The organism is Luteimonas abyssi (genome assembly GCF_001482195.1).
GTDB classification, from domain to species: Bacteria; Pseudomonadota; Gammaproteobacteria; order Xanthomonadales; family Xanthomonadaceae; genus Luteimonas; species Luteimonas abyssi.
Genome location: NZ_KQ759763.1, coordinates 2,604,370 through 2,628,369, shown reverse-complemented (window position 1 = coordinate 2,628,369; position 24,000 = coordinate 2,604,370). Strand labels below are relative to the sequence as shown.

The 24,000-nt window shown below is 70.5% G+C and carries 19 protein-coding genes; 12 read left to right on the top strand and 7 right to left on the bottom strand.

What is annotated here, in order from left to right:
• The first annotated feature begins 264 nt into the window (after positions 1–264).
• The 3 genes from RG19_RS11275 to RG19_RS11265 are packed head-to-tail and all read left to right on the top strand — an operon-like array spanning position 265 to position 5,286.
• Complete coding sequence (locus tag RG19_RS11275; protein ID WP_202905333.1) at positions 265–1,674, top strand: hypothetical protein; 1,410 nt, start codon at positions 265–267, stop codon at positions 1,672–1,674.
• Positions 1,671–2,480: a hypothetical protein gene (locus tag RG19_RS11270; RefSeq protein ID WP_082672625.1), complete on the top strand. Its 810-nt coding sequence runs from the start codon at positions 1,671–1,673 to the stop codon at positions 2,478–2,480. Before RG19_RS11275 ends, RG19_RS11270 begins: the two co-directional genes overlap by 4 nt.
• A complete protein-coding gene (locus RG19_RS11265) occupies positions 2,473–5,286 on the top strand; it encodes an AAA family ATPase (protein ID WP_058835346.1) in 2,814 nt (937 codons plus the stop codon). Before RG19_RS11270 ends, RG19_RS11265 begins: the two co-directional genes overlap by 8 nt.
• 59 nt (positions 5,287–5,345) lie before the next feature.
• Here RG19_RS11265 and RG19_RS11260 read toward each other — a convergent pair whose 3' ends face one another.
• Positions 5,346–6,362: a zinc-binding alcohol dehydrogenase family protein gene (locus RG19_RS11260; protein ID WP_058835345.1), complete on the bottom strand. Its 1,017-nt coding sequence runs from the start codon at positions 6,360–6,362 to the stop codon at positions 5,346–5,348.
• A 201-nt stretch (positions 6,363–6,563) separates the two neighbouring features.
• The gene (locus tag RG19_RS11255) at positions 6,564–7,772 is read right to left on the bottom strand and encodes an MFS transporter (RefSeq protein ID WP_058835344.1); all 1,209 of its coding nucleotides are present in this window, start codon (positions 7,770–7,772) and stop codon (positions 6,564–6,566) included.
• Between the two features lie 97 nt (positions 7,773–7,869).
• On the opposite strand from RG19_RS11255, the gene RG19_RS11250 reads away from it, so the two are divergent.
• Positions 7,870–8,808: a LysR family transcriptional regulator gene (locus RG19_RS11250; RefSeq protein ID WP_058835343.1), complete on the top strand. Its 939-nt coding sequence runs from the start codon at positions 7,870–7,872 to the stop codon at positions 8,806–8,808.
• 32 nt (positions 8,809–8,840) lie between these two features.
• Here RG19_RS11250 and RG19_RS11245 read toward each other — a convergent pair whose 3' ends face one another.
• Positions 8,841–9,614, bottom strand: a complete 774-nt coding sequence (locus tag RG19_RS11245; protein ID WP_202905332.1) for a DODA-type extradiol aromatic ring-opening family dioxygenase — start codon at positions 9,612–9,614, stop codon at positions 8,841–8,843.
• On the opposite strand from RG19_RS11245, the gene RG19_RS17900 reads away from it, so the two are divergent.
• From RG19_RS17900 to RG19_RS11235, 3 genes are all read left to right on the top strand, one after another.
• The gene (locus RG19_RS17900) at positions 9,613–9,768 is read left to right on the top strand and encodes a hypothetical protein (protein ID WP_162267034.1); all 156 of its coding nucleotides are present in this window, start codon (positions 9,613–9,615) and stop codon (positions 9,766–9,768) included. The genes RG19_RS11245 and RG19_RS17900 overlap by 2 nt on opposite strands.
• Positions 9,769–10,150: 382 nt before the next feature.
• Entirely contained in the window at positions 10,151–11,230 is a 1,080-nt protein-coding gene (locus RG19_RS11240; RefSeq protein ID WP_058836571.1) for an OmpA family protein, read from the top strand.
• Between the two features lie 229 nt (positions 11,231–11,459).
• Positions 11,460–11,987 carry a hypothetical protein gene (locus RG19_RS11235; RefSeq protein WP_157515246.1) on the top strand — a complete coding sequence of 176 codons (528 nt, stop codon included), beginning with the start codon at positions 11,460–11,462 and terminating at the stop codon, positions 11,985–11,987.
• 102 nt (positions 11,988–12,089) lie between these two features.
• Here RG19_RS11235 and kbl read toward each other — a convergent pair whose 3' ends face one another.
• The 3 genes from kbl to tdh all read right to left on the bottom strand — a co-directional run bounded on the left by kbl (position 12,090) and on the right by tdh (position 15,652).
• Positions 12,090–13,289: a glycine C-acetyltransferase gene (kbl, locus tag RG19_RS11230; RefSeq protein ID WP_058835340.1), complete on the bottom strand. Its 1,200-nt coding sequence runs from the start codon at positions 13,287–13,289 to the stop codon at positions 12,090–12,092.
• 175 nt (positions 13,290–13,464) lie between these two features.
• Positions 13,465–14,553, bottom strand: a complete 1,089-nt coding sequence (locus RG19_RS11225; protein WP_157515245.1) for a hypothetical protein — start codon at positions 14,551–14,553, stop codon at positions 13,465–13,467.
• A gap of 76 nt (positions 14,554–14,629) precedes the next feature.
• A complete protein-coding gene (tdh, locus tag RG19_RS11220; protein WP_058836570.1) occupies positions 14,630–15,652 on the bottom strand; it encodes an L-threonine 3-dehydrogenase in 1,023 nt (340 codons plus the stop codon).
• Between the two features lie 254 nt (positions 15,653–15,906).
• On the opposite strand from tdh, the gene RG19_RS11215 reads away from it, so the two are divergent.
• Positions 15,907–17,985 (top strand): S46 family peptidase, encoded by a 2,079-nt coding sequence (locus RG19_RS11215; RefSeq protein WP_058835338.1) that lies wholly within the window; start codon positions 15,907–15,909, stop codon positions 17,983–17,985.
• An 11-nt stretch (positions 17,986–17,996) separates the two neighbouring features.
• Here RG19_RS11215 and RG19_RS11210 read toward each other — a convergent pair whose 3' ends face one another.
• Positions 17,997–18,848 (bottom strand): DUF5694 domain-containing protein, encoded by an 852-nt coding sequence (locus RG19_RS11210; protein WP_157515244.1) that lies wholly within the window; start codon positions 18,846–18,848, stop codon positions 17,997–17,999.
• Positions 18,849–18,964: 116 nt separating this feature from the next.
• Between RG19_RS11210 and RG19_RS11205 the strand changes: the two genes are divergently transcribed.
• From RG19_RS11205 to purF, 4 genes are all read left to right on the top strand, one after another.
• Positions 18,965–19,612 carry a histidine phosphatase family protein gene (locus tag RG19_RS11205; protein WP_058835336.1) on the top strand — a complete coding sequence of 216 codons (648 nt, stop codon included), beginning with the start codon at positions 18,965–18,967 and terminating at the stop codon, positions 19,610–19,612.
• A gap of 131 nt (positions 19,613–19,743) precedes the next feature.
• Positions 19,744–21,033: a bifunctional tetrahydrofolate synthase/dihydrofolate synthase gene (folC, locus tag RG19_RS11200; RefSeq protein ID WP_058835335.1), complete on the top strand. Its 1,290-nt coding sequence runs from the start codon at positions 19,744–19,746 to the stop codon at positions 21,031–21,033.
• 161 nt (positions 21,034–21,194) lie between these two features.
• On the top strand, positions 21,195–22,226 hold the full coding sequence (locus tag RG19_RS11195) for an SPOR domain-containing protein (protein ID WP_082672822.1): 1,032 nt from the start codon (positions 21,195–21,197) through the stop codon (positions 22,224–22,226).
• A gap of 138 nt (positions 22,227–22,364) precedes the next feature.
• Positions 22,365–23,837: an amidophosphoribosyltransferase gene (purF, locus tag RG19_RS11190; RefSeq protein WP_058835333.1), complete on the top strand. Its 1,473-nt coding sequence runs from the start codon at positions 22,365–22,367 to the stop codon at positions 23,835–23,837.
• Positions 23,838–24,000 lie beyond the last annotated feature (163 nt).

The following is a 24,000-nucleotide window of genomic DNA, read 5'->3' as shown; positions in this document are numbered from 1 at the left end:
GCGGCCTTGGTCGGTCGTCGAGGGCCCGACCGGCGGACGCACAGGCGGAGCGGTCGGCGTCGGGGGCGTTCGACGCGCACATGGGCGCGTGCCGCGATTCGCGGTGATCCTGGGTGCCGGGGCGTACGGGCTGTCAAGAGTTGCCAGCCGGGTTGGGCTTCCCGAACATGTCCGACCGCACGCGCCCGGACCCCGGCCATCGAACGCTTCCAGGACTATCTGCGCGACGGCATCGCCGCCGCCGACCTGCCCGACCTGCACCCCTTGCTGGCCGCGCGCGATCAGGTGCGTGCGTTCTCGACGCTGTTCCACGGCGGCGAGGAAGCGGTCATGGTGCGGCTGCTGGTGCTGCGCACGCTCGGCGCGCGAGGCGAGGCGCCGGACTGGAGCCCGCAGGAACTGCGCGAGCATTTCGCCTACCTCGATCCGGTCAAGTGCGACACGGTGCTCGGGCGCCTGCGCGAGAACGGCCTGTTGTTGTGGGACGCGCACAGCCAGCGCTACCGGATCAGCCCGGTCGGGCGGCAGGCGCTGTCGGCGTTGGGCCTGTTGCTGCAGTTCAACGACGAGGGCGACGAACTCGCCTACGTGACCGCTCAGCTCGCCGCCGGCCAGGCCGTGGGCCGTGTGGGTGCCGCCGATCTGCAACACCTGCTGTCGCGTCTGAACGAGCTGCGCGAGGATTTCGATCAGGCCGTGCTCAGCGGCTCCGAACATCGCATCCAGCGCGCCGCGGACACGTTGCAGTCGGTCTGGCAGTGGGTGGAAAAGGGCACCGAGTTGATGCGCGGCATCGCCGCCGACGAGGAGCTCGACACCGCGACCCACCGCGTCGCGCAACAGGTCGGTCGCGCACAGAGCGCGCTGCTGCGGCAGGCCTCGGTGTTCCAGCGCGCGCTCAACCAGCTCGACCGGCATCGCGTGCACCTGGGCGCGACGGGCCTGTCGTCGTCGGACGTCACCCGCTATCTGCGCGCGCTCGATCCGGCCGCTTTGGCCGCGTTGGCACGCGACACCGTGGCGCGCGCACCGGCACCGGCGTTCGCGTTGGCGCCGATCGCGCTCGACGTGGCCGAGTACGAGCTGGTCGAGCGCGAGCGCGAAGGCCGCGACGATGCCGGCCTGCCGCCGGCACGCACGGCGCCCGAGGATCTGCACGTCCCCTCGGCCGAGAACGAGTATCGCCACGCCGAGCAATGGCTCGACCAGCTCACCGCGCTCGACGCCGCCGCCCCTCTCGTCGACTGGGTGCCGCAGGACGGCTTCGCCCTCAGCGCCTATCGGCTGTCGCTGCTGGGCCTGATCGGTGACCTGGGCGCCGACCAGCGCGAGGGCGTCGGTGCCGGCCTCGCGCGCCTGCCGATGCGCTGGCGGATCGATCCGGTGCTGGAGCCGGTCGGCCGTGCGGGCGTCGCGCTGATGAGCCGGGGGCGGCTCGAACCGCTGGCGGCGGCGTCGGCCGATGCGGTCGGCGAACATGCATTGGCCGACGACGACGACGCCGCTCGCGAGCGCGACGGCGATGACGCAGGCGTTCCGTTCTCCGCCCCGGATATGCCGGCCGCGGATGGCCGGGAACGCGCCGCCGGCAACGGCCGCACCCGCACCGAATCGACTGCCCGCGCCTCGCGCGGCACACGCGGCACCGCCGCCAAGGACACCACTTCCGCATGACCGACCCCATCGCCCCCCTGATCGCCCGGTTGCTGGCCGAGCGCTGGCTGCCGCGCGACGACACCGCCGTGCGGCAGGTCCTCGTCGACGCCGAGTTGCGCGACGACCTCGACCGCCGGCTCGCCGGCGCCGGCCTGCGGCTGCTCGAACATCCTTATGCCGCGCATGTCGCGGTGGGCATCGCACGCGCGCAGGAGGCCGACGTGTTCGGCCATGCCGACGCCTGGGCGGCGAGCAATCTGCAATTGAGCCGCGACGCGCTCGCGTTGCTGGTGGTGGTGTGGTCGCTGCTGGTGCTGCCCAAGCGCCAGCGCCAGATCGCCCGCCAGGCCCGCGATCGTGCGCAGGACCAGGAGCAGATGTTCGCCGAGCTCAAGCCGGTGCCGGTCGGCGCCGAAGTGGTCGAGCCGATCAACGAGCGCACTCTGCTGGCCGATTTCGGCGACAGGCTCGGCGGCAAGGCGCGCATCCAGATGAATCTCGGCACCCTGCAGCGGCACGGTTTCATCGTCCGCCGCCGCGAGCGCATCCACGAAGGGCCGCTGCTGGACCTGGCCATCGACTACGAGCGCATCGCCGGCCGCGTCACCGACGGCGCGCTCGCCTTCGTGCTGGCCGAAGCGCGTGCGGCCGCGCCCGCCGACGATGCCGACAGTCGCGGGATCGCGGCCGGTGCGGGCGCCGATGCAGGGGTGACGGTGGACGTCCCCGACGCAGATGCGCACGCGCAGCGCGAACCCGCATCCCCATCCGACGCGCGTCCCGCGCAGGACCGCCACGCCGAAGAGGTGACCCGCGATGTTTGAGTTCCGCAGCCTCGAAGTCGTGCACTGGGACTACTGGCAGCGCTACGAACTGCCGCTCGACGCCTCCATCATCACCGTGGTCGGGCCGAACGGCTCCGGCAAGACCACCCTGCTCGATGCGCTGCGCACGCTGCTGGCGATCGACGACCGCGAGATGGCGCGCGACTACAAGACCTACCTGCGCCACAACGGCAAGCCGTTCGCCTGGTTGCGCGCAGTGGTCAGCAATCCGGTGGACCGGCGTGGGCGGCGCGCATTCTTCCCGTGCATGGACGAGCAGGTCACCATCGCCTGCCGCGTACGCAAGCGCGGCGGCGACTGGAGCCGCGACTACCAGATCGTCGCCGGCGATGTGCCGGTGGAAACCCTGGAGCAGGGCGGTGAATGGCTGGGCGTGCGCGACTATCGCGTCCGTCTGGCGGGCGCGGGCCTGAGTCGCGCGATCTGCCGCGTGCTCACGCTGGAGCAGGGCGCGACCGACAAGTTGTGCCAGCTGTCGCCGCGCGAACTGCTGCAATTGGTCTTCGACGTGTTCGAGGACAAGGCCGTGCTCGACGACTACCAGCGCGCGCGCGCCGAACAGTTCGACGTCGAAAAGGAAATCGGCGAGCTGCAGCACGGGCTGGCCGAACTGCACTTCAAACTGGAGACCTCACGTGCCGACGTGCGCTCGTTCGAGGAGGGCCTGACGCTGCGCGGCCTGCGCCAGCGGCTGGAGACCGAGATCGCGCCCAAGGTCGAACTGGCCGACCAGCACGCCGCCATCGCCGGGGCGCGCCCCCGCCTGACCGGCCTGCGCCGGGGCCTGCGCGACCGCGTACGGGCCCACGATGCATTGCGCTCGCAGGATGCCGACGCGGCCGCGCGCCGTGCGCAACTGGAGGGCGACCTCACGGCCGCGCGCGATGCTTTGCGCGCGCGCGAGGGCGTGTTCACCCAGGCCCGCGACCTGGCCCGCGACGCGGAGCATCTCGCGCGCCGTCACGACGAGCTGACCCGCCTGCAGGCCGAGCGCGGCGCGGCCGATGTCGAGGCGCTCACGCGCAAGGTGGAGACCGGCCGGCGCCGTCAGGCGGAGCTGAAGTTCGAGGCCGAGCGCGATCGCCTGCGCGGCGGCGAGATCGCCGCGCAGCTCGCGACCGCCAGCGGTGGCGGTCGCGTGCTCGAGCCGTTCGAGCGCGATTTCCGCGCCGCGCTCGAGCGGGCCGACATCGGCCATCGTGTGCTGACCGAGCTGGTCGAGATCGTCGAGCCCGAGTGGGCGGTGGCGGTGGAGGCCGTGCTCGCGCCGTACCGGCATCTGGTGGTGCTGGAGTCGCCGCGCGATGCGCGCGAGGCGTGGCGCCTGGGCGAGCAGTTGAAGTATCGCCATTTCGTGGTCGCCGACCGCGCACCGGTGGACCGCGCCACGCGCGGCTCGCTGCTGGAGGTGGTGCGGTTCTCGGAAGAGCCGCCGGCGTGGCTGCCGCGTCAACTCGACCGCATCCAGCGCGTGGCCGACATCGACGCCGGGCACCGGCTGGCCAAGGGGCAGGACTGGATCACCGCGCAGGGCTATCTGCGCGAACATCGCGGCGGACGCCACATCGGCGGCGGCCAGCACCATTTCGGCGCCGGCGCACGCCAAGCCCGGTTGGCCGATCTGCACGCCGAACAGGCCGTGCTGCAGCAGCGTGCGCAGGCGCGCGAGCGCGAGCTCGCCACGCTCGGCCGCGAACTCGACGCGGATCAGGCACGCCTGCTCGGGCTCGACGCCGGCCAGGAGCTGGTGACCCGCAGCGCCGAGTTCGCCGACGCCGCCGAGCGCCTGCCCGCGCTCGCCGAGGCCGCGCAGGCGGCCGCGACGGGTCTGGCCGAAGCGCGCGATGCGCTCAGCGGTCTGGAAGCGCTGGACAAGGCCGAGAGCATCGCCACCGCCAGCCGCGCCGGCGAGCTGCGCGCGCTCGAGCACGAGCTGCAGGAGCGCGGTCGCCAGATCGGCCAGGAGCGTCAGGCGCTGGCGCAGCGGATTCTGGATTTCCGCAAGCGCCGTGCGCAGATGCCGGTGGCCTGGCGCACGCTGTCGGCATTGCGGGCAGTGCGCGACGAGTACGAGAGCGCCGGTGCGGTGCGCCGGGAACTGGAACGCATCGACGAGCGCATCGCCCGCGGTGCCTTCGTCGACGACGACGCGTGCGTGGCGATCCGCGACAAGCTCGCCGCCGACCACGATGCGATGGCGCACACCATCGGTCAGCGCGAGGCGCACCTGCATCGCGCGCGCCGGATCACCGAGGAGGCGCGCGGTGCGTATCTCAACGTGCTGCGGGCCACCGTGCGTCGTTATCGCCGCAATCTGGCCGCACTCGGCACCCTGGCCGGCATCGGCGTGGAGGCGGAGATGCCCGATCTGGTCAACGACGACGTCGCCCTGGCCCAGGCCGGGCTGACCGTGCGCTTCGATTTCGACCGCAAGGGCTGGATCGGACTCGACGACGGCGAGGCCTCGGGCGGCCAGCAGGTGATGAAGTCGCTGCTACTGCTGGTGGCGCTGCTGCGCGACGAGGAACAGCCGGGCGGTTTCGTCTTCATCGACGAGCCGTTCGCGCACCTGGACGTGGCCAACATCGAGAAGGTCGGCCGCTTCCTCCGCTCGACCGATGCGCAGTACATCCTGACCACGCCGATCACCCACAACGTCAACGTGTTCGAGCCGTCGGACCTGGTCCTGGCGACCAGCAAGCGGCGCGCCGGCAGCCCGTGGGCCGAACCGGTGGCGGTGCTCAAGCGCGACCGCGACGACGCCGAGGCCGCACGCGCGGCCTGAGCGCCGCAGGCGGAGGTGCCGGCGCCCGGACCCGGCCGGTGCCGGGCCCGGGTGCAGACTCACCAGCCGCTGAGCGCGATCTTGCCGATCGTGCGTCCGCTCTCCACGCGCCGATGCGCGTCGAGCAGGGTCGCCGCCGAAATCGGCGACAGCGTCTCGGTGAGCGTGCCGCGAAGGCGGCCGGCATCGACCAGCTCGGCCACACGCGCCAGGATCCGGCCCTGCTCGGCGATGTCGGCGGTGCCGAAGCGCGGGCGCGCGAACATGAATTCCCAGTGGATGCCGATGCACTTGGCCTTGTAGGGATCGCCGATCTTCAGCGCGCCCGCCGGCTCCACCACCAGGCCGACGTGCCCTTGCGGCGCGAGCAGCTCGCCCAGGGCCTGCCAATAATGGTCGGTGTCGGCGAGATTCAGTGCGACGTCGATCTGCTCGAACCCCACGGCGGTCAGCTGCGGTGCCAGCGGCTCGCGATGATCCACGACGTGGTCGGCGCCCAGCGTGCGGCACCACGCCTGGGTCTCGTCACGCGACGCGGTGGCGATCACGGTGAAGCCTGCGAGCTTGCCCAGTTGGATCGCGATCGAGCCGACGCCGCCGGCACCGCCGATCACCAGCAGCGACTTGCCGGTGCCGCCGCCATCGACGGAGAACGGCATCCGGTCGAACAGCAGCTCCCATGCGGTGATCGCGGTCAGCGGCAGCGCGGCCGCCTGGGCGGCGTCGAGCGATGCGGGCGCTTTCGCCGCAATGCGCGCATCGACGAGTTGGAACTCGGCATTGCTGCCGGGGCGGGTGACGTCGCCGGCGTAGTAGACGCGGTCGCCGACGGCGAAGCCCTCGACCTCGGCGCCGAGCGCATCGACCACGCCGGCCGCGTCGTAACCGAGGACACGGTAACCGGCGCCTTCGGGCAGCGGCGCGCGACGCAGCTTGGTGTCGACCGGATTGACCGAGATGGCCTCCACCCGGACGCGCAGATCGCGCGGGCCGGGCGCGGGCGTGTCGATCTCGCGTTCGACCAGGGCCTGGGCGTCGTCGACGGGACGCGGCGCGGTGGTGACGATGGCTTTCATGGGGAAACTTCTCCTGGGTGCTGGATGGAAGGTGGGCGATGGCGTGAGGTGGCGCTTCCGATGGACAGGGTAGCGGTCGGTCGGATCCGCCCGCGTGGAAGACGCTTCCGGCACGCATGCGGGCGCGCCGAAGCCTGGTGGCGATGCGGGGCATCGCGACGGCGCACGACGCGTGACGCGGCCGGCCGTCGCACATCGCGATCATCGGCATGAGGCGGTTGCCGGCATGGCCGGGGTCGGGCGTGCGGCACGGATCGCGATCAGCGCCACGAGTGCGCCGGTCAGCGTCACCAGGACGGCTACGGGGCCGAGGCGGGTCAACCCGCCGCCGTGGAGCAGCACCAGTCCGCCCAGTCCGGCGCCGGCGGCGTTGCCCAGATTGAAGGCGCCGATGTTGAGGCTGGAGGCGAGATGGCGGCCGGTCTCGCCCGCACGCTCCAGCACCCAGAGCTGCATCGGCGACACCGTGGCGAACGCGGTCACGCCGAGCAGGCCGACCGCCAGCACCGTGGCGACGGCATGCGTGGCGACCAGTCCGAACAGCCCCAGCGTGGCCGCCAGCGCCAGCAGCGTGCCGAGCAACGCGGGGGCATGCATGCGGTCGGCCAGGCGCCCGCCGAGCAGGTTGCCGACGATCATGCCCGCGCCGAACACCAGCAGCACCGGCGAGACCGCGCCCGGGGACAGTCCGGTGACATCCAGCAACAGGGGCTGGATGAAGGTGTAGACGGTGAAGACGCCGCCGAAGCCGAGCACCGTCATCAGCAGGCCGAGCAACACTTGGGGGCGTGACACCGCCCGCACCTGCTCGCGCAGCGGCACCGGCGCGGCGTCGGCCTGGATGGCGGGGACCCACAGCGCGACCACCGCCGTGGCGAGGATGCCGATCGCGGTCACCGCCCAGAATGTCGCCCGCCAACCGGCCTGCAGGCCGAGCCAGGCGCCGGCGGGTACGCCGAGCAGGGTGGCGATGGTCAGGCCGGTGAACATCAACGAGATCGCCGAGGCGCGGCGGTCTTCGGCGACCAGGCCGGTGGCGACCACGGCGCCGACGCCGAAGAACGTGCCGTGCGCCAGCGAGGTCGCGACCCGGGCCGCCATCAGCCAGCCGTAGTCCGGCGCCAGCGCGCAGGCCAGGTTGCCCAGGGTGAACACCACCATGAGGCCGACCAGCACCGCTTTGCGCGGCCAACGGGTCGTGGCAAGGGTCAACAAGGGCGCACCGACGAACACGCCGAGCGCGTAGCCGGAGATCAGCAGTCCGGCCGCGGCCAGGCCGACACCCAGGTCGGCGGCCACCTGGGTGAGCAGGCCCATGATGACGAATTCGGTAGTGCCGATGCCGAAGGCGCCGGCGGCCAGCGCATAGACCGCGAGCGGCATGCGGCGGGAGGTGAGGGCGTGCGTCATGGGGGCGGCGGTGTTGAGGGGGGAGCGCAGTGTCTGTGGATCGTCCCCCCGGGAAAAACAGCTAGAGTCGCGAATCAATTTCAATGAAATATTCAAAATGGATCGGATCGACGACGTCGCGCTGTTCCTGCGCGTGGTGGAACTGGGCTCGATCAGCGCGGCCGCACGCAGTCTCGATCTGTCGCCTGCTGTCGCCAGCCAGCGGATCCGGCGGCTGGAAGGCACGCTGGGGGTGCGCCTGCTGCAACGGACCACGCGACGCCTGCATGCGACCCCCGAAGGCGCCCTGCTGGCCACGCAGGGGCGAGTGCTGGTCGAGGAATTCGACAGCCTGGCCGCCAGTCTTCGCGCCAGTGGCGGGGTCGGCGGCGTCGCCGGGGTGCTGCGCATGAGTGCATCGGCCTCGTTCGGACGGCAGTACATCGCGCCGCTGCTGCCCGAGTTCCTCGCCCGCTATCCGGCATTGCGCCTGAGCCTGGATCTCGACGATCGGGTCGTCGACCTCGTGGGCGGCGGTTACGACCTCGCGATCAGGATCGGCACGTTGCCCGATTCCTCGCTCGTGGCCCGGCCGCTGGCCCGTAACCGCAAGGTGCTGTGCGCCGCGCCGGACTATCTCGCCCGGCACGGCACCCCGCGCATGCCCGAGGATCTCGCCGGCCACGACGGCGTCCTGCTGTTCGGCAGCCACGGGCGTCAGGACCTGTGGCACCTGCGCGACGGCGCCGGCCGCGAGACGGTGATCCGGATGCAGGCGCGCTTCGAGAGCAATCTCGGTGAGGCGCTGCGCGACGCCGCACTGTCGGGCCTGGGCATCGCCATGCACTCGGTGTGGCATGTGCACGACGACCTGCGCGCGGGACGGCTGCAGGTGGTGCTGCCGGACTATCGGCTTCCTGCCGGCGCCATCCATGCGGTGATGCCGCAGCGGCGCATGGTGCCGCCGCGGGTGACGGCGGTGGTCGACTTCCTGCGCGAGCGGTTGGGGGATCCTCCGCCCTGGGAGCGACCGGGTCTGTCGCTGCCCGAAGATTGACCGGCTCGCCGGTAGGCGAGGCCCGGATGGTCCTAATGAAAGGCGAACGCGTCGAGCGCCAGCGAACCGAACTCGTGCGATCGGTGCAGAGTCTCGACCCGCGGCCTGTCACCAGCCGCACCGAGGGCGACGAACAGAGGCAGCAGATGCTCGACGGTCGGATGCGCGCGGTGCGCTTCCGGCGCACGACGTGCCCAGTCGAGCAGGGCGGTCAGGTCGCCGTCGGCGAGGCGTGCGCGCATCCAGTCGGCGAAGGCGGTGGCCCACTCCGGCATCGGGGCATCGCGTTCAGTCCACACCAGGTCGCCCAGGTTGTGGACGAACCCGCCGGAGCCGACGACCAGCACCCCGTCGCGGCGCAGGGACGCCAGCGCCTGGCCGAGGGCGAAGTGGGTCCGGGCGTCCGCACGCGGATTGACCGACAGCGGCACCACCGGGATGTCCGCATCGGGGAAGATGCGTCGCAGCGGGACCCAGACGCCATGATCGAGACCCTGGTCCGGCCATGCGCTGGCCGCGATGCCGGCGGCGATCAACTGCCGCGCGATGTCTTCGGCCAACGCCGGATGGCCGGGGGCCGGATACTGGATCCGGAACAGGGCGTCGGGAAACCGGCCGAAGTCGTGAATGGTCGCCGGCCAGGCGGCGGCGCCCACCAGCACCGGCGCAGCGGCGAAGTGCGCTGACGCCACGACCACGGCGCGGGGCCTTGGCAGGCGCGGGGCCAACGCCTCGAGAAAACGTCCGGCAGGCGAATCCTCCACGGCCAGCATGGGCGAGCCGTGCGAGAGGAACAGGGTGGGCATGAGCGCGGTGTCCGACATGCCGAGCAAGATGCCGTTTCACGCGCGCACCACCAAGGCGTGGCGACGCACCGCAGCGTTGCAGCGATGCATGGCGTCCGGGCCTGCAGCGGACGGCCTTGATGCCGGCTGGGTGATGGGCATCAGCTGGCGGTAGTGTTTGCCGAGTGCGGTCGATCGTCCCGGTGGCGACGCAAGGCATCAGCCGTCGCAGGGGCCGGACCTGCACCTGGTCGGCGACGATCTGACGCATTTCACCGTGGAAATGCGCCGGTGCGGCGCCTTGCGTGAGTGCGGGTCGCGGAGCGAACGGCACGCCATCGCATCGAGGTAGCGACCCTTCGCGTTCCTGACTGGGGCCTTAGGGGCGAAGGGTGCCGTAGATTGGCACCTTTCAACTGTTATGCTAGCGTTAACGACGCCTTCACAGGGCTGACTCTAGGCTACGCCGGCGATGGTCGCTTGACGCGATCACGACCGAATCAAAACACTTCTTCGGTGCAGTCACGCTTTCCCCCTTGATCAAGGAGCTGAACGAAATGAAAAAGAAACTCCTCTGTGCCGCCCTTCTCGGCGGTCTGGGCCTGGCGCACACCGCCAGCGCGCAGGAGTTCGACGACCGTTGGTACCTGACCGGTTCGGTCGGTTACAACTTCCAGGACGACGACCGTCGTACCACCGACACCCCGTTCGGCACCCTGGGCCTGGGCAAGTTCATCAGCCCGAACTGGTCGGTCGACGGTGAGCTGAACTACCAGAACCCCAACTTCCGCAGCGCCAGCTCGGTCGAAGGTTCGAACAACAATCTGAACTGGAGCCAGTACGGCATCTCGTTCGACTTCCGCTACCACTTCATCCAGGAAGGCCGTAGCTGGAACCCCTACGCCCTGTTCGGCGTCGGCTACCAGCGCAGCGAGGAAGAGTACGACAACTTCCCGAACCCGGATTCCCCGCAGAAGCAGAAGGACGGCAACTTCGCCGCGAAGATCGGCCTGGGTCTGCAGACCACGTTCGAGAACCGCGTCGCCGTCCGTACCGAAGTCGCGCTGCGTGGCGATTTCAACGACGACAGCTATGCGGCCAACGGTTCGCGCGACTGGGCGGGCTACCCGCACAACCAGTCCGAGAGCTACTTCACCGACCTGACCGCTTCGGTTGGCGTGGTGATCCCGCTCGGCCCGCCGCCGGTCGCCCCGGTCGCACCGCCGCCGCCGCCGCCGCCGGCTCCGGCCCCGGCCCCGGCTCCGGCCCCGGCTCCGATCACCATCGATCTGACCGGCGTGAACTTCGACTTCGATCGTGCCACCCTGCGTCCTGACGCGGTGTCGGTCCTGAACGAGACCGTCGAAATCCTGCGTCGCTACCCCGACCTGCGCGTTGAAGTGGCCGGCCACACCGACTCGGTGGGTTCGGACCAGTACAACCAGGGCCTGTCGGAGCGTCGCGCCAATGCGGTGTACGAGTTCCTGACCAGCAACGGCATCGACCGTAGCCGTCTGGTGGGCCCGGTGGGTTACGGCGAGAGCCGCCCGATCGCGCCGAACACCAACCCGGATGGTTCGGACAATCCGGAAGGCCGTGCACGCAACCGCCGTACCGAGCTGAACGTCCAGAACTAAGGGACGCGCAGTTCAACGCAACAGGAAAAGCCCGGCTTCGGCCGGGCTTTTCTTTTGCCCGGATCGCGCGGTCGACCGGCTCGTAATCCCGCGGTGCGGGCCGCGCGCGAACGCGCGTATCATCCGGGCAGATCCGGCAATGCGCACGACGTCGAGGCAGGGCCGTTCGGCGGCATCCGGCGGGTGAGGCCGCTCGTCGTCACGAGCGTCGGCGCATTCGAATAGATGAATGCACGCGTTTCAAAACAACCGCTTGCGGCACTTATTTAAAGTCAATACACTGCTCGCCACTTCCGTCGGGGACCAGGCCATGTACAAGACCGCCGCTTTGCTGTTGTTGATGGCAGTTCCGCTCGCCTCGCAGGCTGCGGATTGCTCGATTACCCGTACAGCTGCGGGTGCCGGCTCGATGATCGCCTTGGCACCGGTCGCGTCCGAGCTCGCCACGCCCGATTATCGCCATGGCGCCAATGGCGGCGTGCTGGCCCATTCCGTCGAGGAGCCGCAGACGCTCGATCAAGTCCTGATGCGCCTGCGCAACGAGGAGTGCGAGCGCGTCGCGATGGCCGCCGCGGGCGCCTACCAGAAGCAAACCGAGTTCGACAACACGCCGTATCGCTTCAACATGACCCAGGAAGGCCGCCGGATGACCGCGGACGACTTCGATGCATGGCTGCAGTCCAATGGCTACACCGTCGGTCGTCGTGCCGAGCCTGTCGTGGTGCCCGCGGTCGCGCCGCCGCCGTCGGGCGAGTAAACCACCATACGGATCGAAGGCTGCGCCGCATCAGGCGCGTGGCCAGCGCGCCCTCGTTCGAAGGCGCGCATCGACTGACAGGGCCGGCCCGAGTGCCGGCCTTCAGCGTTTCAGGACACCCAGTTCGTGGCCGATGCGGGTGAAGGCATCGATCGCCTGGTCGAGATGCGCGCGCGTGTGTGCTGCCGACATCTGGGTGCGGATACGGGCTTGGTCCTTCGGCACGACCGGAAAGAAGAACCCGATCGCATAGATGCCTTCTTCGAGCAGTCGCTCGGCGAACCGTTGCGCCAGCGGCGCGTCGTACAGCATCACCGGGCAGATCGGGTGGTCGCCGGGCTTGAGGTCGAAGCCTGCTGCGGTCATCTTTCCGCGGAAGTAGGCGGTGTTCTCCCGCAGGCGCTCGCGCAGCTCGTCGGCAGCCGCGAGCATCTCGAAGGCCTTGATGCCGGCGGCCACCACATGCGGCGGCAGCGAGTTGGAGAACAGGTAGGGGCGCGAGCGCTGGCGCAACAGTTCGATGACTTCGGCCTTCGCCGTGGTGAAACCGCCCAGCGCGCCGCCCATCGCCTTGCCCAGGGTGCCGGTGAAGATGTCGATCTTCTCCAGCACGCCCTTGGCCTCGGCCGAGCCGCGGCCGGTGGCGCCGAGGAAGCCGGTGGCGTGGCATTCGTCGATGTGCACGAGAGCACCGTACTTTTCGGCGAGTGCGGTGATCTCGTCGAGCGGGGCGACGAAGCCGTCCATCGAGAACGCGCCATCGGTGGTGATCAGGATCGTGCGTGCGCCGTCGGCTTTCGCCTTCTGCAACTGGGTCTCCAGTTCCGCCATGTTGGAATTGGCGTAGCGGTAGCGCTTGGCCTTGCACAGGCGCACCCCGTCGATGATCGAGGCGTGGTTGAGCGCATCGGAGACGATCGCGTCGCGTTCGTCGAGCAACGGCTCGAACAGGCCGCCATTGGCGTCGAAGCAGGCAGCGTAGAGGATGGTGTCCTCGGTGCCGAAGAAGTCGGCGATGGTCTTCTCCAGCCGCTTGTGCAGGTCCTGGGTGCCGCAGATGAAGCGCACCGAGGCCATGCCGAAACCGTGGCTGTCCAGCGCGTCCTTCGCGGCCGCGATCAGATCCGGGTGGTCGGCCAGGCCGAGGTAATTGTTGGCGCAGAAGTTCAGCACCGTGCGCCCGTCGGCCAAGGTGATCTCGGCCGACTGCGGACTGGTGATGATGCGCTCGGACTTGAACAGCCCGGCCTCGCGAATCTCGTCGAGGGTATCGGCGTAGCGTTGGGTGGTGGACTCGGACATGGCAGGTCTGTGCGGCGTGGGCAAGCCGCGATTCTAACAAGGGGGTCTGCGGCGGGCGTGCGCTTGGCGGGCCCGCTCATGGGACGCGGGCGCTCGGCAGGCATGCTTTTGGACGGCCTCCGCCATGCGCCGCTCACCGACATGCAGATCCGGCGGGCTGGATGCGGGCGCGGCGTCAGTGCGGTGCCGACGCCGCGTGCCAGGCGCGCCACGCGGCGTCGAGCGCGGCCACCGTCGGCGGCAGGCCGTGGTCAGGGCCGTGGAGCGCGAGCCAGTCCTCGATATCGCCGCCGCCGGCGACGAACCTCGCAATGCCGGCGAACACCGTCGGCGTGCCCGCGCGCGCGATCAGGAAATCGGCAACGTCGCGCGCCTGCACGTAGAACCAGGGCGCCTGGTCGGCCATGCGCCGGCCCGCGTCGCCGGAAACGACGCGGATGCCGGCATGTGGAGGCCCGTCTGCTTCGGCGCGCGCGGCCACCAGGCCGGCCATCAATGGATGCGGCATCGCGAAGAACTCGTCGAGCGGGCGCAACTGGGACATCGCCCCGTCGTCGTACAGGAGCCGGCGGCGCACGGCGGTCATCGCCTCGGATTCCATCAGCACGCCAGCGGTTTCGTCCAGCCAGTCCGGCCCCGGGCCGCCGTAGTGCGCTGGCGCCCCGCTCACGGCGCGGTCCGGCCAGAACGCATCGATCAACAGCATGTGGCCGATCTCGTGGCGCAGGGCGCTGCGGTCGGTGTCGGCGCCATCGCCGCCGGCGTCGCTCGTGTTGGCGGCCTGCGCCAGTGCGGCCTCGCGCAGGCTTCGGATGCGCGCGTCCTCGGCATCCGGCAGGCGGGCGCGCAGTTGGCGTTCGATGGCGTCGCGCCGCAGCGTCGCGCGCTCGGAGGCGTCCAGCCATGGCAACACCCAGCGTGCCCCCGCGTCGCGCATCGCCGTGCGGGCGTCGTCGTCGAGGTGGCGGCCGGTGCCGGCGGCCACCACCGCGCCGGGCGGCGCGGTGCGCTCGAAATGGCGGACGAAGGTGTCGGCGGCGATGCGCGCATCGTCGGCCAGCCGAGCCGCGGACGCAGCGTCGTCGGCGTAGAACCAGCCTTCGTCGCGGGCGACGCAGGCCAGATCGGCCAGGCCGGGCAGCGCGGGGCAGGGGCCGTTAGGCGCGGCCGCGCCCACCGGGCTCCACGACACGAGGGTCAGCGCGGCGAACGCGAGGGCGCGTGCCCGGGCGGGCACGACATCAGGCAAAAGGCGACGGGACATCTCGGATCTCCAGGGGTATTGGAGATCCGGATGCGCGACAGGGGCGTGGCGTCGCGGCCGGCGTCGGGGCGGTGGCTCAGTGCCAGTCGAGCACGACCTTGCCGGACTTGCCGGATTCCATCAGGTCGAAGCCCTTCTGGAATTCGTCGGCCGGCAGCTGATGGCTCAGCACCTTGCCGAGCGGGAAGCCGGACAGCACCAGCTGGGTCATCTTGTACCAGGTCTCGTACATCTTCCGGCCGTAGATGCCCTGCACGGTCAGGCCCTTGAAGATGATGCGGTCCCAGTCGACGCCGGCGCCCTTGGGCAGGATGCCGAGCAGCGCGACCTTGCCGCCGTGGTACATGCAGTCGAGCATGTCGTTGAAGGCGCGCGGGTTGCCGCTCATTTCCAGGCCGACGTCGAAGCCTTCCAGATGCAGGTCGGCCATGGTGTCCTTGAGCGAGGCGTTGGCCACGTTGACCACGCGGGTGGCGCCCATGTCGGCGGCCAGCTTCAGGCGGTAATCGTTGACGTCGGTGACCACCACGTTGCGCGCGCCCACGTGCTTGCAGATGCCCGCCGCCATCACCCCGATCGGGCCGGCGCCGGTGATCAGCACATCCTCACCGACCACATCGAACTCCAGCGCGCAGTGCGCGGCGTTGCCGTAGGGGTCGAAGAACGCCGCCAGTTCCGACGGGATCTGGTCCGGGATCGGCCACAGGTTGGTGGCCGGCATCACCACGTATTCGGCGAAGGCACCGTTGCGGGTGACGCCGATGCCGACGGTGTTCGGGCACAGGTGCTGCTTGCCGGCGCGGCAGTTGCGGCAGTGGCCGCAGACGATGTGGCCCTCGGCCGAGACGCGCTGGCCCAGTGCGTAGCCGTCCACGCCCGGGCCGAGTTCGGCGATACGGCCGACGAATTCGTGGCCGATGGTCAGGCCGGGCTTGATCGTGCGCTGACTCCACTCGTCCCAGAGATAGATGTGCAGGTCGGTGCCGCAGATCGCGGCCTTCTCGACCCGGATCAACACCTCGTTGGGGCCGGGCGAGGGCACCTCGACCTCCTCCATCCAGATGCCCTTGGTCGCTTCGCGCTTGACCAGCGCGCGCATGGTGGTGGGTCGCTGGGAGGTGTCGGCCATGATGTGTCCGTCGGTCGGAAAGCAAAGAGGCGGAATTATACGGGCCCGGGCCTGTCCGGCCGGCAACGTCTCCGGGGCGGCGGGCAGGTGCGCCGTTCGGCGCGGGTAGACTGGGGCCCCCGCCGCCCAGGAGCCCCTGCCGGATGCCCCGTCGCCCGATCGCCGCGCTGCTCGCGCTCGTCGTCGCCCCCGCCCTGCCGGGAGGCGTGTTCGCCGGAGAGGGGATGTGGACACCCCAGCAGTTGCCGGAGATCGCAGGACCGCTGCGCCAGGCCGGCCTGCGCCTGCCCGCCGCGCAACTGGCCGACCCCGGCGGCGATCCGCTGGCTGCGGTGGTGTCGATCGGCGGTTGCACCGCCAGCTTCGTTTCGCCGCGGGGCCTGGTCCTGACCAATCACCACTGTGCCTACGGCGCCATCCAGCTCAACTCCACGCCGGAAACCAATCTCATGCGCGATGGCTTCAATGCCGCCGCGTGGGACGACGAGCCGAGTGCCGGCCAGAACGTCCGGGTACTGGTGCCCGAAGCGATCTACGACGCCACCGCGCAGGTCGCCGCGGCGATCGCGGCCGCCCCCGACGGCATCGGCCGCGCGCGCGCGCTTGAGGGCGTGGAAAAACGGCTGGTCGGCGACTGCGAGACCGAGACGGGGATCCGGTGCAGGTTGTTCGAGTTCGACGGCGGCAACGCGTATCGCCTGGTCCGCAGCCTGGAGATCCGGGATGTGCGCCTGGTGTACGCCCCCCCGGGCGGCGTCGGCAATTTCGGCGGAGAAGGCGACGCCTGGGGCTGGCCGCGCCATACCGGCGATTTCGTGTTCTACCGCGCCTACGTCGGTCCCGATGGACGCCCGGCGGACTTCGCCGAGGACAACGTGCCCTACCAGCCCCGGCATTGGCTGCGGTTCGCCGAGCGCCCACTGCGCGAGGGTGAGTTCGTGATGGCGGCGAGCTATCCGAACGGGACCAGCCGGCATGCGCTGGCGGCGGAGTTCGAACAGACCGCCGAGTGGACCTATCCGGCCCTGTCGACGCACTACAAGGCGCTGCAGGCGCTGGTGGAGGCCGAGAGCGCCACCGATCAGGAAATCGCGGTGATGTACGCCAGCGCGCTGGGTGGCTGGCGCAGCAGTGCCCGCCATTACGACGGGCAACTGGAGAGTTTCGCGCGGCTGGAGACGGCGGCGCGCAAGCGCGCGGAGGAAGCTGCGGTGCTCGACTGGCTGCGCGGGCAGGGCGAGGCGGGGCAGCCGGCGCTGGAGGCGCACGCCGAACTGGAGCGCCAGGCCGCCGCCGCACGGGCGACTCGCGAGCGTGACCTCGTCACCGGGCAACTGCACCGGCTGGGCACGCTCGGGGTGGCGATGACGCTCTACCGCAACGCCATCGAGCGCACCAATCCGGATGCCGCGCGCGAACCCGGCTACCAGGATCGCGACCAGGCCGTCATCGAGGCCGGCCTGCAACAGATGGAGCGACGCTACCACCCGGCCATGGATCGCATCCTGCAGCGCTACTGGTTCCGCCAGTATCTGGCGCTCCCGGCCGAACAGCGCGATCCGGCCATCGATACCTGGCTGGACGGGCAGGACGATGCCGCGATCGAACGCGCGCTGGATCGTCTGGCCGGCACCGGCCTGGGCGCGGCGGAAGAGCGCATGCGCTGGTTGCGGGCCGACCGCGATGCGTTCGAGCGCAGCCGTGATCCGGCGATCCGCTACGCGATCGCGGTCACCCCGTCGGCCACACGGCAGGAACTCGACCGCAAGGCACGCGGCGGCGATGCACTGCGCAACCGGCCGGTGTTCCTCGCGGCGCTGGCGGCCTATCGGCAGGCCCAGGGCCAGCCGGTACCGCCGGACGCCAACGGCTCGCTGCGGGTCACCTACGGGCGTGTCGCCGGCTACACCGGCCTGGACGGTGCCGAGCGCGCAGCCTTCACCACGCTTAGAGAGATTCCGCCGCGGGCGACCGGCAGCGAACCGTTCGATGCGCCACAGGCGTTGCTCGATGCCGTCGCCGAAGGCCGTCACGCCGGCCTGGCCGACCGCCGCATGCGCACGGTGCCGGTCAACTTCCTGGCCGACCTCGACGTGACCGGTGGCAGCTCCGGCGCGCCGGTACTCGATGCCCAAGGCCGGCTGACCGGCCTGCTGTTCGACATGAACTGGGAGTCGGTGGCCTCGAACTGGGTCTACGACCCGGAGCGCACCCGCACCATGTCCGTCGATCAGCGCTATCTGCGCTGGATCCTGCAGGAGGTTTATCCGGCACCGGCGTTGCTGGAAGAAATGGGCCTTTGAGCCGGACGCGATCAGGGCGCGTCGGGTGAAGATGCGCCCAGCCAGCCGAGTGGGTCGTGCATGCGGTAATCGCCCGATTCGCCCGCCAGCTGCCGGATCAGATTGCCGTGCCCGGCGCCGTAGATCACCAGGACCCGGTCGCCGGGTGCGGTGGCGCGACGGATCGCATTGAAGATCGCGAGATTACGGCCGTACCAGACCTGCATCCAGCGAGCACCGACGGGATCCTCTTCGGTTCCCAGCAGCCCCAGCTGGATGTAGCCACGGGCATTGGCATCCAGCCAAGCCGGCGTATTGAGGCGGCGTAGCATGTCGACGATGGTGCCGGTGCGGAGCACTTCCTGGTCGCGTGCGACCATCGCTTCGACATCCTGCAGAAACGCGTCGTACAGGGCGTGCTGGTCATGCCGTCGCGCGGCCGCCGCGTAGTCGATGGTCGATGGATCGTCGATGCTGTCCAGGCCGCTCGAATCGACTGCGACGACGCCGGTGAGGCCGAGTGCGCAGGCGGTCCGCATGCCGAGCTGTTCCACCTCGTCGGCCGCGTAGGGCGCATCGCCATGGCAGGTGGCCTGGAAGCGCGCATCCAGTTCGGCCTGACGCTGCGGGTGGCGCTCCACGACCACCCGGGTGGGCTGATAGCGGAGCAGGCGGTCGACGACATCGCGTATCTGCCGCTGGCGAGCGGGTGCGGTCACGTCGTCGGCGTCCAGGTTCGCCACGTCGCGCCCCGGATTGCCCATGTGGTAACTCCCCACGAACAACAGGTCCGCAATGGGTGGTGTCGTTTCGGCCGACGCGATCGGGGCCGGGAGGAGACAGGCGAGCATCAGGCGCACAACAGCGCGGCGTGCGAGGGTCATCGGGTCGGCTCCTGGGCGGATGACGGCGAGCTTATTCGGCGTCCATGGACCTGCCGTGTGTCATTGGTCATCGGGCGTTCTGCTACGCTGGCGCGCCCCGAATCCACGGTACTTCCATGCGCATTCTGCTGGCCCGTCACGGTGAAACTCCCTGGAATGCGGAAGGCCGGTACCAGGGGCAGGAGGACATCGCGCTGTCGCCGGTCGGCATCGGCCAGGCCGAAGCGCTGGGGCGGCGCTTGCGCGAGACGCGCATCGATCGCGCGGTGGCATCGCCGCTGTCGCGCGCGCAGCGGACCGCCGAACTCGCGCTGGGCGATGCGCGCGCGGCGCAGTTGACCCTGGACGACGGTTTGCGGGAGATCGCGCATGGCAGCTGGGAGGGCCTGCTGGCCAGCGAGATCCGTGCGCGCGATCCGGAACGGCTGCAGGCCTGGCGGGAAGCGCCGGACACGGTGTTGATGCCCGATGGCGGCGAGTCGCTGCAGCATGTGATCGACCGCGCCTGGCCGGCGCTGGCGCGTGCGATGGACGGTCTCGGCGACGACGACACGCTGCTGGTGGTCGCGCACGATGCGGTCAACCGGGTGATCCTGTGCCGGATCCTGGGCATTCCGCTGTCGCGGCTGTGGACGTTCCGACAGGCGCCGACCACGCTCAACCTGCTCGAAGGCGCGACCATCGACACGCTCGATGTCGTCCGCCTCAACGACTGCGCGCACCACACGCCGCTGTTCGGCGAGGCCGTGCACCGCGCGCTCTGAGCGTGCCGGCGACTGCCGGCCGCGCGTCGAAGGGCGGTGGGCCGTCCGTCCGCCCCGGTTCCCGTGCCGGGCGCGCGGCGCGTGACATCCCGTGTCCCGTTACGTGGCATTCCATTTTCTCGTGATCCGTCATGCCTGATGCAAGCTCCTCTCTGGCCGACTGGCTGGCCCACATCGAACGTGGGCATCCCGCGCGCATCGCGCTCGGGCTCGATCGCGTGCGCGCCGTCGCCGGCCGGCTCGGGCTGGGCGCGCCGGCGCGACGCACGATCGTGGTCGGCGGCACCAACGGCAAAGGGTCGACGGTGGCCTTCATCGAGGCCATCGCCCTCGAAGCGGGCTGGCGCACCGGCGCCTACACCTCGCCGCATCTGTTGCGCTACAACGAGCGCGTCCGCATCGACGGGCGCGAGGCCGACGATGCCGCGCTGGTCGCGGCCTTCGTCGCAGTGGAGGCCGCGCGTGCGGACACGCCGCTGACCTACTTCGAAGCCGGCACGCTGGCCGCGCTGTGGCTGTTCGCCCGCGCAGGGCTCGATCTGGCCGTGCTCGAAGTCGGGCTGGGCGGGCGCCTGGACGCGGTCAACATCGCGGAACCCGATGTCGCGGTGATCACCACCGTGGATCTCGACCACCAGGACTGGCTGGGTGACGACCGCGAGACCATCGGCGCGGAGAAGGCGGGCATCGCGCGGGCATGGAGGCCGCTGGTGCTCGGCGACGATCTGCCGCCGTCGAGCGTCGTCGGCCACGCCTATCGCATCGGCGCCCCGGCGATCGTCTTCGGCAGCGATTTCTTCGCCGATCCCCCCGAGGGCGCGCGCTGGCGCTGGCGCGAGCTGGACTATGCGATCGACCTGCCGGTGCCGCGTCTGCCCGGCACCATCCAGATGCGCAACGCCGCGGTCGCCATCGCCGCACTGCGTGCGTTGCCGGACACGGTGCCCGATGCCGCCGTCGCGCGCGGCGTCGCGACGGCCGATGTTCGCGGACGCCTGCAGCGGATCGAGGTCCGCCCTGGCGTGACCGTGCTCGTGGACGTGGGCCACAATCCGCAGGCGGCGCGCACGCTCGCCCGCACGCTGGCGGAGACGCCGGTGGCGGGACGCACCCTGGCGGTCTACGCCGCGCTGGCCGACAAGGACGCGGCGGGCGTGGTGGACGCGCTGGCGGGACAGGTGGATGGCTGGTGGCTGGCCGGTCTCGACGAGGGCGGGGCGCGCGGTCGCGACGCCGATGCGTTGGCCGCGGCGCTTGCCGGCGGTGCCGCGGCGGATGCCGCGCGCAGTCAAGACGTGGCCACGGCGCTGGCCGACGCACTGGCCGACGCGCGGGCGGGCGACCGGGTGCTGGTGTTCGGTTCCTTCCTGACGGCGGCGCAGGCATTGGCGGCCTTGCCGGAGCCCCCGGGGCCAGGCTGAACTGACCCCGGGGCCGGCCGAAACGTCCGGGGACGCGGCCAATGGCGCGGGAGAACGACCTCGGTCACTCGCCTGAACAGTGCATTCCGGTCCGGCCGCCGACGGGCAAGCCGTGGGACCGGACGCGTATAATCGGCTGGCCTTCGTTGCACGAGATGTCGATGGACTCCGGACTGAAGCAGCGTCTGATCGGCGCAGCCGTGCTGATCGCGCTGGCGGTCATCTTCCTGCCGATGCTGGTCAAGGGCCCGGCGCCCGAGAGCGGCGTGGCCGACCTGCCGCTGGCGTTGCCGGATGCGCCGGCGGCCCGTGGCGAGACCGTGACCCGCGATCTTCCCCTGATCGCGCCGCCGCCGGCGCCCGAGGACGGGGGCGTGCTCGAAGCCCGTCGCCGGGGCGATGCCGACGCCCCGCCACCGCGCGCAGCCGGTGAGTTTCCGACGGTCGACACCGGTGGCGATGACGACGCAGCGCAGCCCGCGTCCGACGATGACGCGGCGTTGCCGGCGAGCACCGCTGCCGGCGATTACGCGGTGCACTTCGGCAGCTACGGCAGCAGCGTCAATGCCGACACCGTGGTCAACCGTCTGTCCACCGCCGGATTCCCCGCCTCCAGCACCCAGGCCACCGCGTCGGGCAAGCCGGTCTGGCGGGTCCGCATCGGGCCGTACGCGACCCGTGCCGAAGCCGAGGCCGTGCGTGTGGCGGCGACCGAGGTCGGCCCCAACGATGCACGGGTGATCGCGCTCGACGGCGGTTCCGCGGCCGATTCCCGCACGGCCTCGTCGCCGCCGCCTGCGGCAGCGCCGACGCCCGCACGTCAGGCGCCGGCACCGCAGACCCAAGCGCCCCAACAGCCCCAACAGCCCCAACAGCCGACGCCGCAGGCGGCACAGCAGCAGACGCCCTCGGCCCAGCCGCCCGCCCCCACGAGCACTGCGCCCGCCGCGGCTGCGGGGACGGGGTTCGTCGTCCAGCTCGGGGCGTTTCGCAGTGCGGCCGACGCCGATGCGATGCGCGACCGCGTGCGTGGGCTCGGCTTCAGTGCGTTCACCGATACGGTGCAGACCGAACAAGGGCAGTTGACCCGGGTCAAGGCCGGGCCTGTGGTGGATCGTGCCGAGGCCGACCGCCTGCGCTCGCAGATCAGCAGCCGCGCCGGCATCGACGGCATGGTGCGCTCCAACCCGTAGCCCGCTGCACCGTCTCCGCAGACGACAACGTTTCACGGGTCCGGCGTCGCCGACGACGGAACCGGTTTCCTCCACCGCCCGCACGGCGTCCCGTGCGGGCGTCATGCCTTTCCCCGCTTCCAGCCAGGTGATCTGAACATGTGTGGCATCGTCGGCATCGTCGCGACCTCCGAGGTCGCGCCCGCCCTCTACGACGGCCTGACCGTCCTCCAGCACCGCGGCCAGGATGCCGCCGGCATCGCGACCGCGGTCGGCACCAACCTGCGCGTGCACAAGGGCAATGGCCTGGTGCGCGATGTCTTCGACGCGAAGTCGATGGCGCTGCTGGAAGGCCGCGTGGGCATCGCCCATTGCCGCTACCCGACCGCGGGCTCCGAAGGCAGCGACGAGGCGCAGCCGTTCTACGTCAACTCGCCGTACGGCATCGCCCTGGCCCACAACGGCAATCTCATCAACACCGATGCGCTGCGTCGCGAGGTGTTCGAGGAGGACCGGCGCAACATCAACACCGAGTCCGACTCGGAGGTGCTGTTGAATGTCTTCGCGCACGAGCTCGACCGGGAGCGCACGCTGAGCCCGGAGGCCGCATTCAAGGCGATCGAAGGCGTCAACCGGCGCGCCAAGGGCGGCTACGCGGCGGTGGCCACCGTGCTCGGCCTCGGCCTGGTGGCGTTCCGCGACGCGCACGGCATCCGTCCGCTGGTGCTCGGCCGGCGGCAGACCGAGACCGGCACCGAGTACGCGGTGGCGTCGGAATCTGTGGCACTCGACATCCTCGGGTTCGAGCACCTGCGCGACGTCGAGCCCGGCGAGGGCATCGTCATCACCGCGCGCGGCGAACTGCACCACCGCGCCTGCGCCGAGCCGGGCACCCATGCGCCCTGCATCTTCGAGTACGTGTACTTCGCCCGTCCCGATTCGATGATCGAGAACATCTCGGTGCACAAGGCGCGCATGCGCATGGGCGTGACCCTGGGCGAGAAGATCCTGCGCGACCGGCCCGATCACGACATCGACGTGGTGATCCCGATTCCGGACACCTCGCGCGACTCGGCGATGGAGATCGCGGGCGTGCTGGGGGTGAAGTACCGCGAGGGCTTCATCAAGAACCGCTACGTCGGCCGCACCTTCATCATGCCGGGTCAGGGCGAACGCGCGAAGTCGGTGCGACGCAAACTCAACCCGATCCCGCTGGAGTTCCGCAACCGCGTGGTGCTGCTGGTCGACGACTCCATCGTGCGTGGCACCACGTCGCGCCAGATCGTGCAGATGGCCCGCGATGCCGGCGCCAAGAAGGTCTACCTGGCGTCGGCCGCGCCGCCGGTGCGGCATCCGAACATCTACGGCATCGACATGCCGTCGGTCGACGAACTGGTCGCGCACGGCCGCAGCGAGCAGGAGATCCAGGAGTTGCTGGGCTGCGACTGGCTGATCTACCAGGATCTGGCCGACCTCGAAACCGCGGTGGCCGGGCACAAGTTCCCGGGCAAGGTGTTCGACAGCTCCTGCTTCAGTGGCGAGTACGTGACCGGCATCGAGCCCGGTTACTTCGAGCGCCTGCAGCAGTTGCGTTCGGACGAAGCCAAGCGGAAGCGGCGGGTGGCCACGTGAGATCGACGGCGCTGCGAGGCCGGTGCGCGCTGGCGTTGCCGGCCGTCGCGGCGCTCGCGCTCAACGCGGTCGTCAGCGTCGTGGATGCGATCGCCGGGTTCGTCGTCTGCACCGATGGCATGCGCCGTGTGACCGGCCCGACGGGCGCGGGCACCCCCTGTGT

Bases quoted from the DNA above. Each gene is read 5' to 3' on its own strand.
- kbl (WP_058835340.1), bottom strand. From the start codon at position 13,289: ATGTCCGAGTCCACCACCCAACGCTACGCCGATACCCTCGACGAGATT.
- RG19_RS11265 (WP_058835346.1), top strand. From the start codon at position 2,473: ATGTTTGAGTTCCGCAGCCTCGAAGTCGTGCACTGGGACTACTGGCAG.
- RG19_RS11240 (WP_058836571.1), top strand. From the start codon at position 10,151: ATGAAAAAGAAACTCCTCTGTGCCGCCCTTCTCGGCGGTCTGGGCCTG.
- RG19_RS11235 (WP_157515246.1), top strand. From the start codon at position 11,460: ATGCACGCGTTTCAAAACAACCGCTTGCGGCACTTATTTAAAGTCAAT.
- RG19_RS11260 (WP_058835345.1), bottom strand. From the start codon at position 6,362: ATGAAAGCCATCGTCACCACCGCGCCGCGTCCCGTCGACGACGCCCAG.
- tdh (WP_058836570.1), bottom strand. From the start codon at position 15,652: ATGCGCGCGCTGGTCAAGCGCGAAGCGACCAAGGGCATCTGGATGGAG.
- RG19_RS11210 (WP_157515244.1), bottom strand. From the start codon at position 18,848: ATGACCCTCGCACGCCGCGCTGTTGTGCGCCTGATGCTCGCCTGTCTC.
- purF (WP_058835333.1), top strand. From the start codon at position 22,365: ATGTGTGGCATCGTCGGCATCGTCGCGACCTCCGAGGTCGCGCCCGCC.
- RG19_RS11215 (WP_058835338.1), top strand. From the start codon at position 15,907: ATGTGGACACCCCAGCAGTTGCCGGAGATCGCAGGACCGCTGCGCCAG.
- RG19_RS11195 (WP_082672822.1), top strand. From the start codon at position 21,195: ATGGACTCCGGACTGAAGCAGCGTCTGATCGGCGCAGCCGTGCTGATC.
- RG19_RS11270 (WP_082672625.1), top strand. From the start codon at position 1,671: ATGACCGACCCCATCGCCCCCCTGATCGCCCGGTTGCTGGCCGAGCGC.
- folC (WP_058835335.1), top strand. From the start codon at position 19,744: ATGCCTGATGCAAGCTCCTCTCTGGCCGACTGGCTGGCCCACATCGAA.
- RG19_RS17900 (WP_162267034.1), top strand. From the start codon at position 9,613: ATGAGCGCGGTGTCCGACATGCCGAGCAAGATGCCGTTTCACGCGCGC.
- RG19_RS11225 (WP_157515245.1), bottom strand. From the start codon at position 14,553: ATGTCCCGTCGCCTTTTGCCTGATGTCGTGCCCGCCCGGGCACGCGCC.
- RG19_RS11250 (WP_058835343.1), top strand. From the start codon at position 7,870: ATGGATCGGATCGACGACGTCGCGCTGTTCCTGCGCGTGGTGGAACTG.
- RG19_RS11255 (WP_058835344.1), bottom strand. From the start codon at position 7,772: ATGACGCACGCCCTCACCTCCCGCCGCATGCCGCTCGCGGTCTATGCG.
- RG19_RS11205 (WP_058835336.1), top strand. From the start codon at position 18,965: ATGCGCATTCTGCTGGCCCGTCACGGTGAAACTCCCTGGAATGCGGAA.
- RG19_RS11245 (WP_202905332.1), bottom strand. From the start codon at position 9,614: ATGCCCACCCTGTTCCTCTCGCACGGCTCGCCCATGCTGGCCGTGGAG.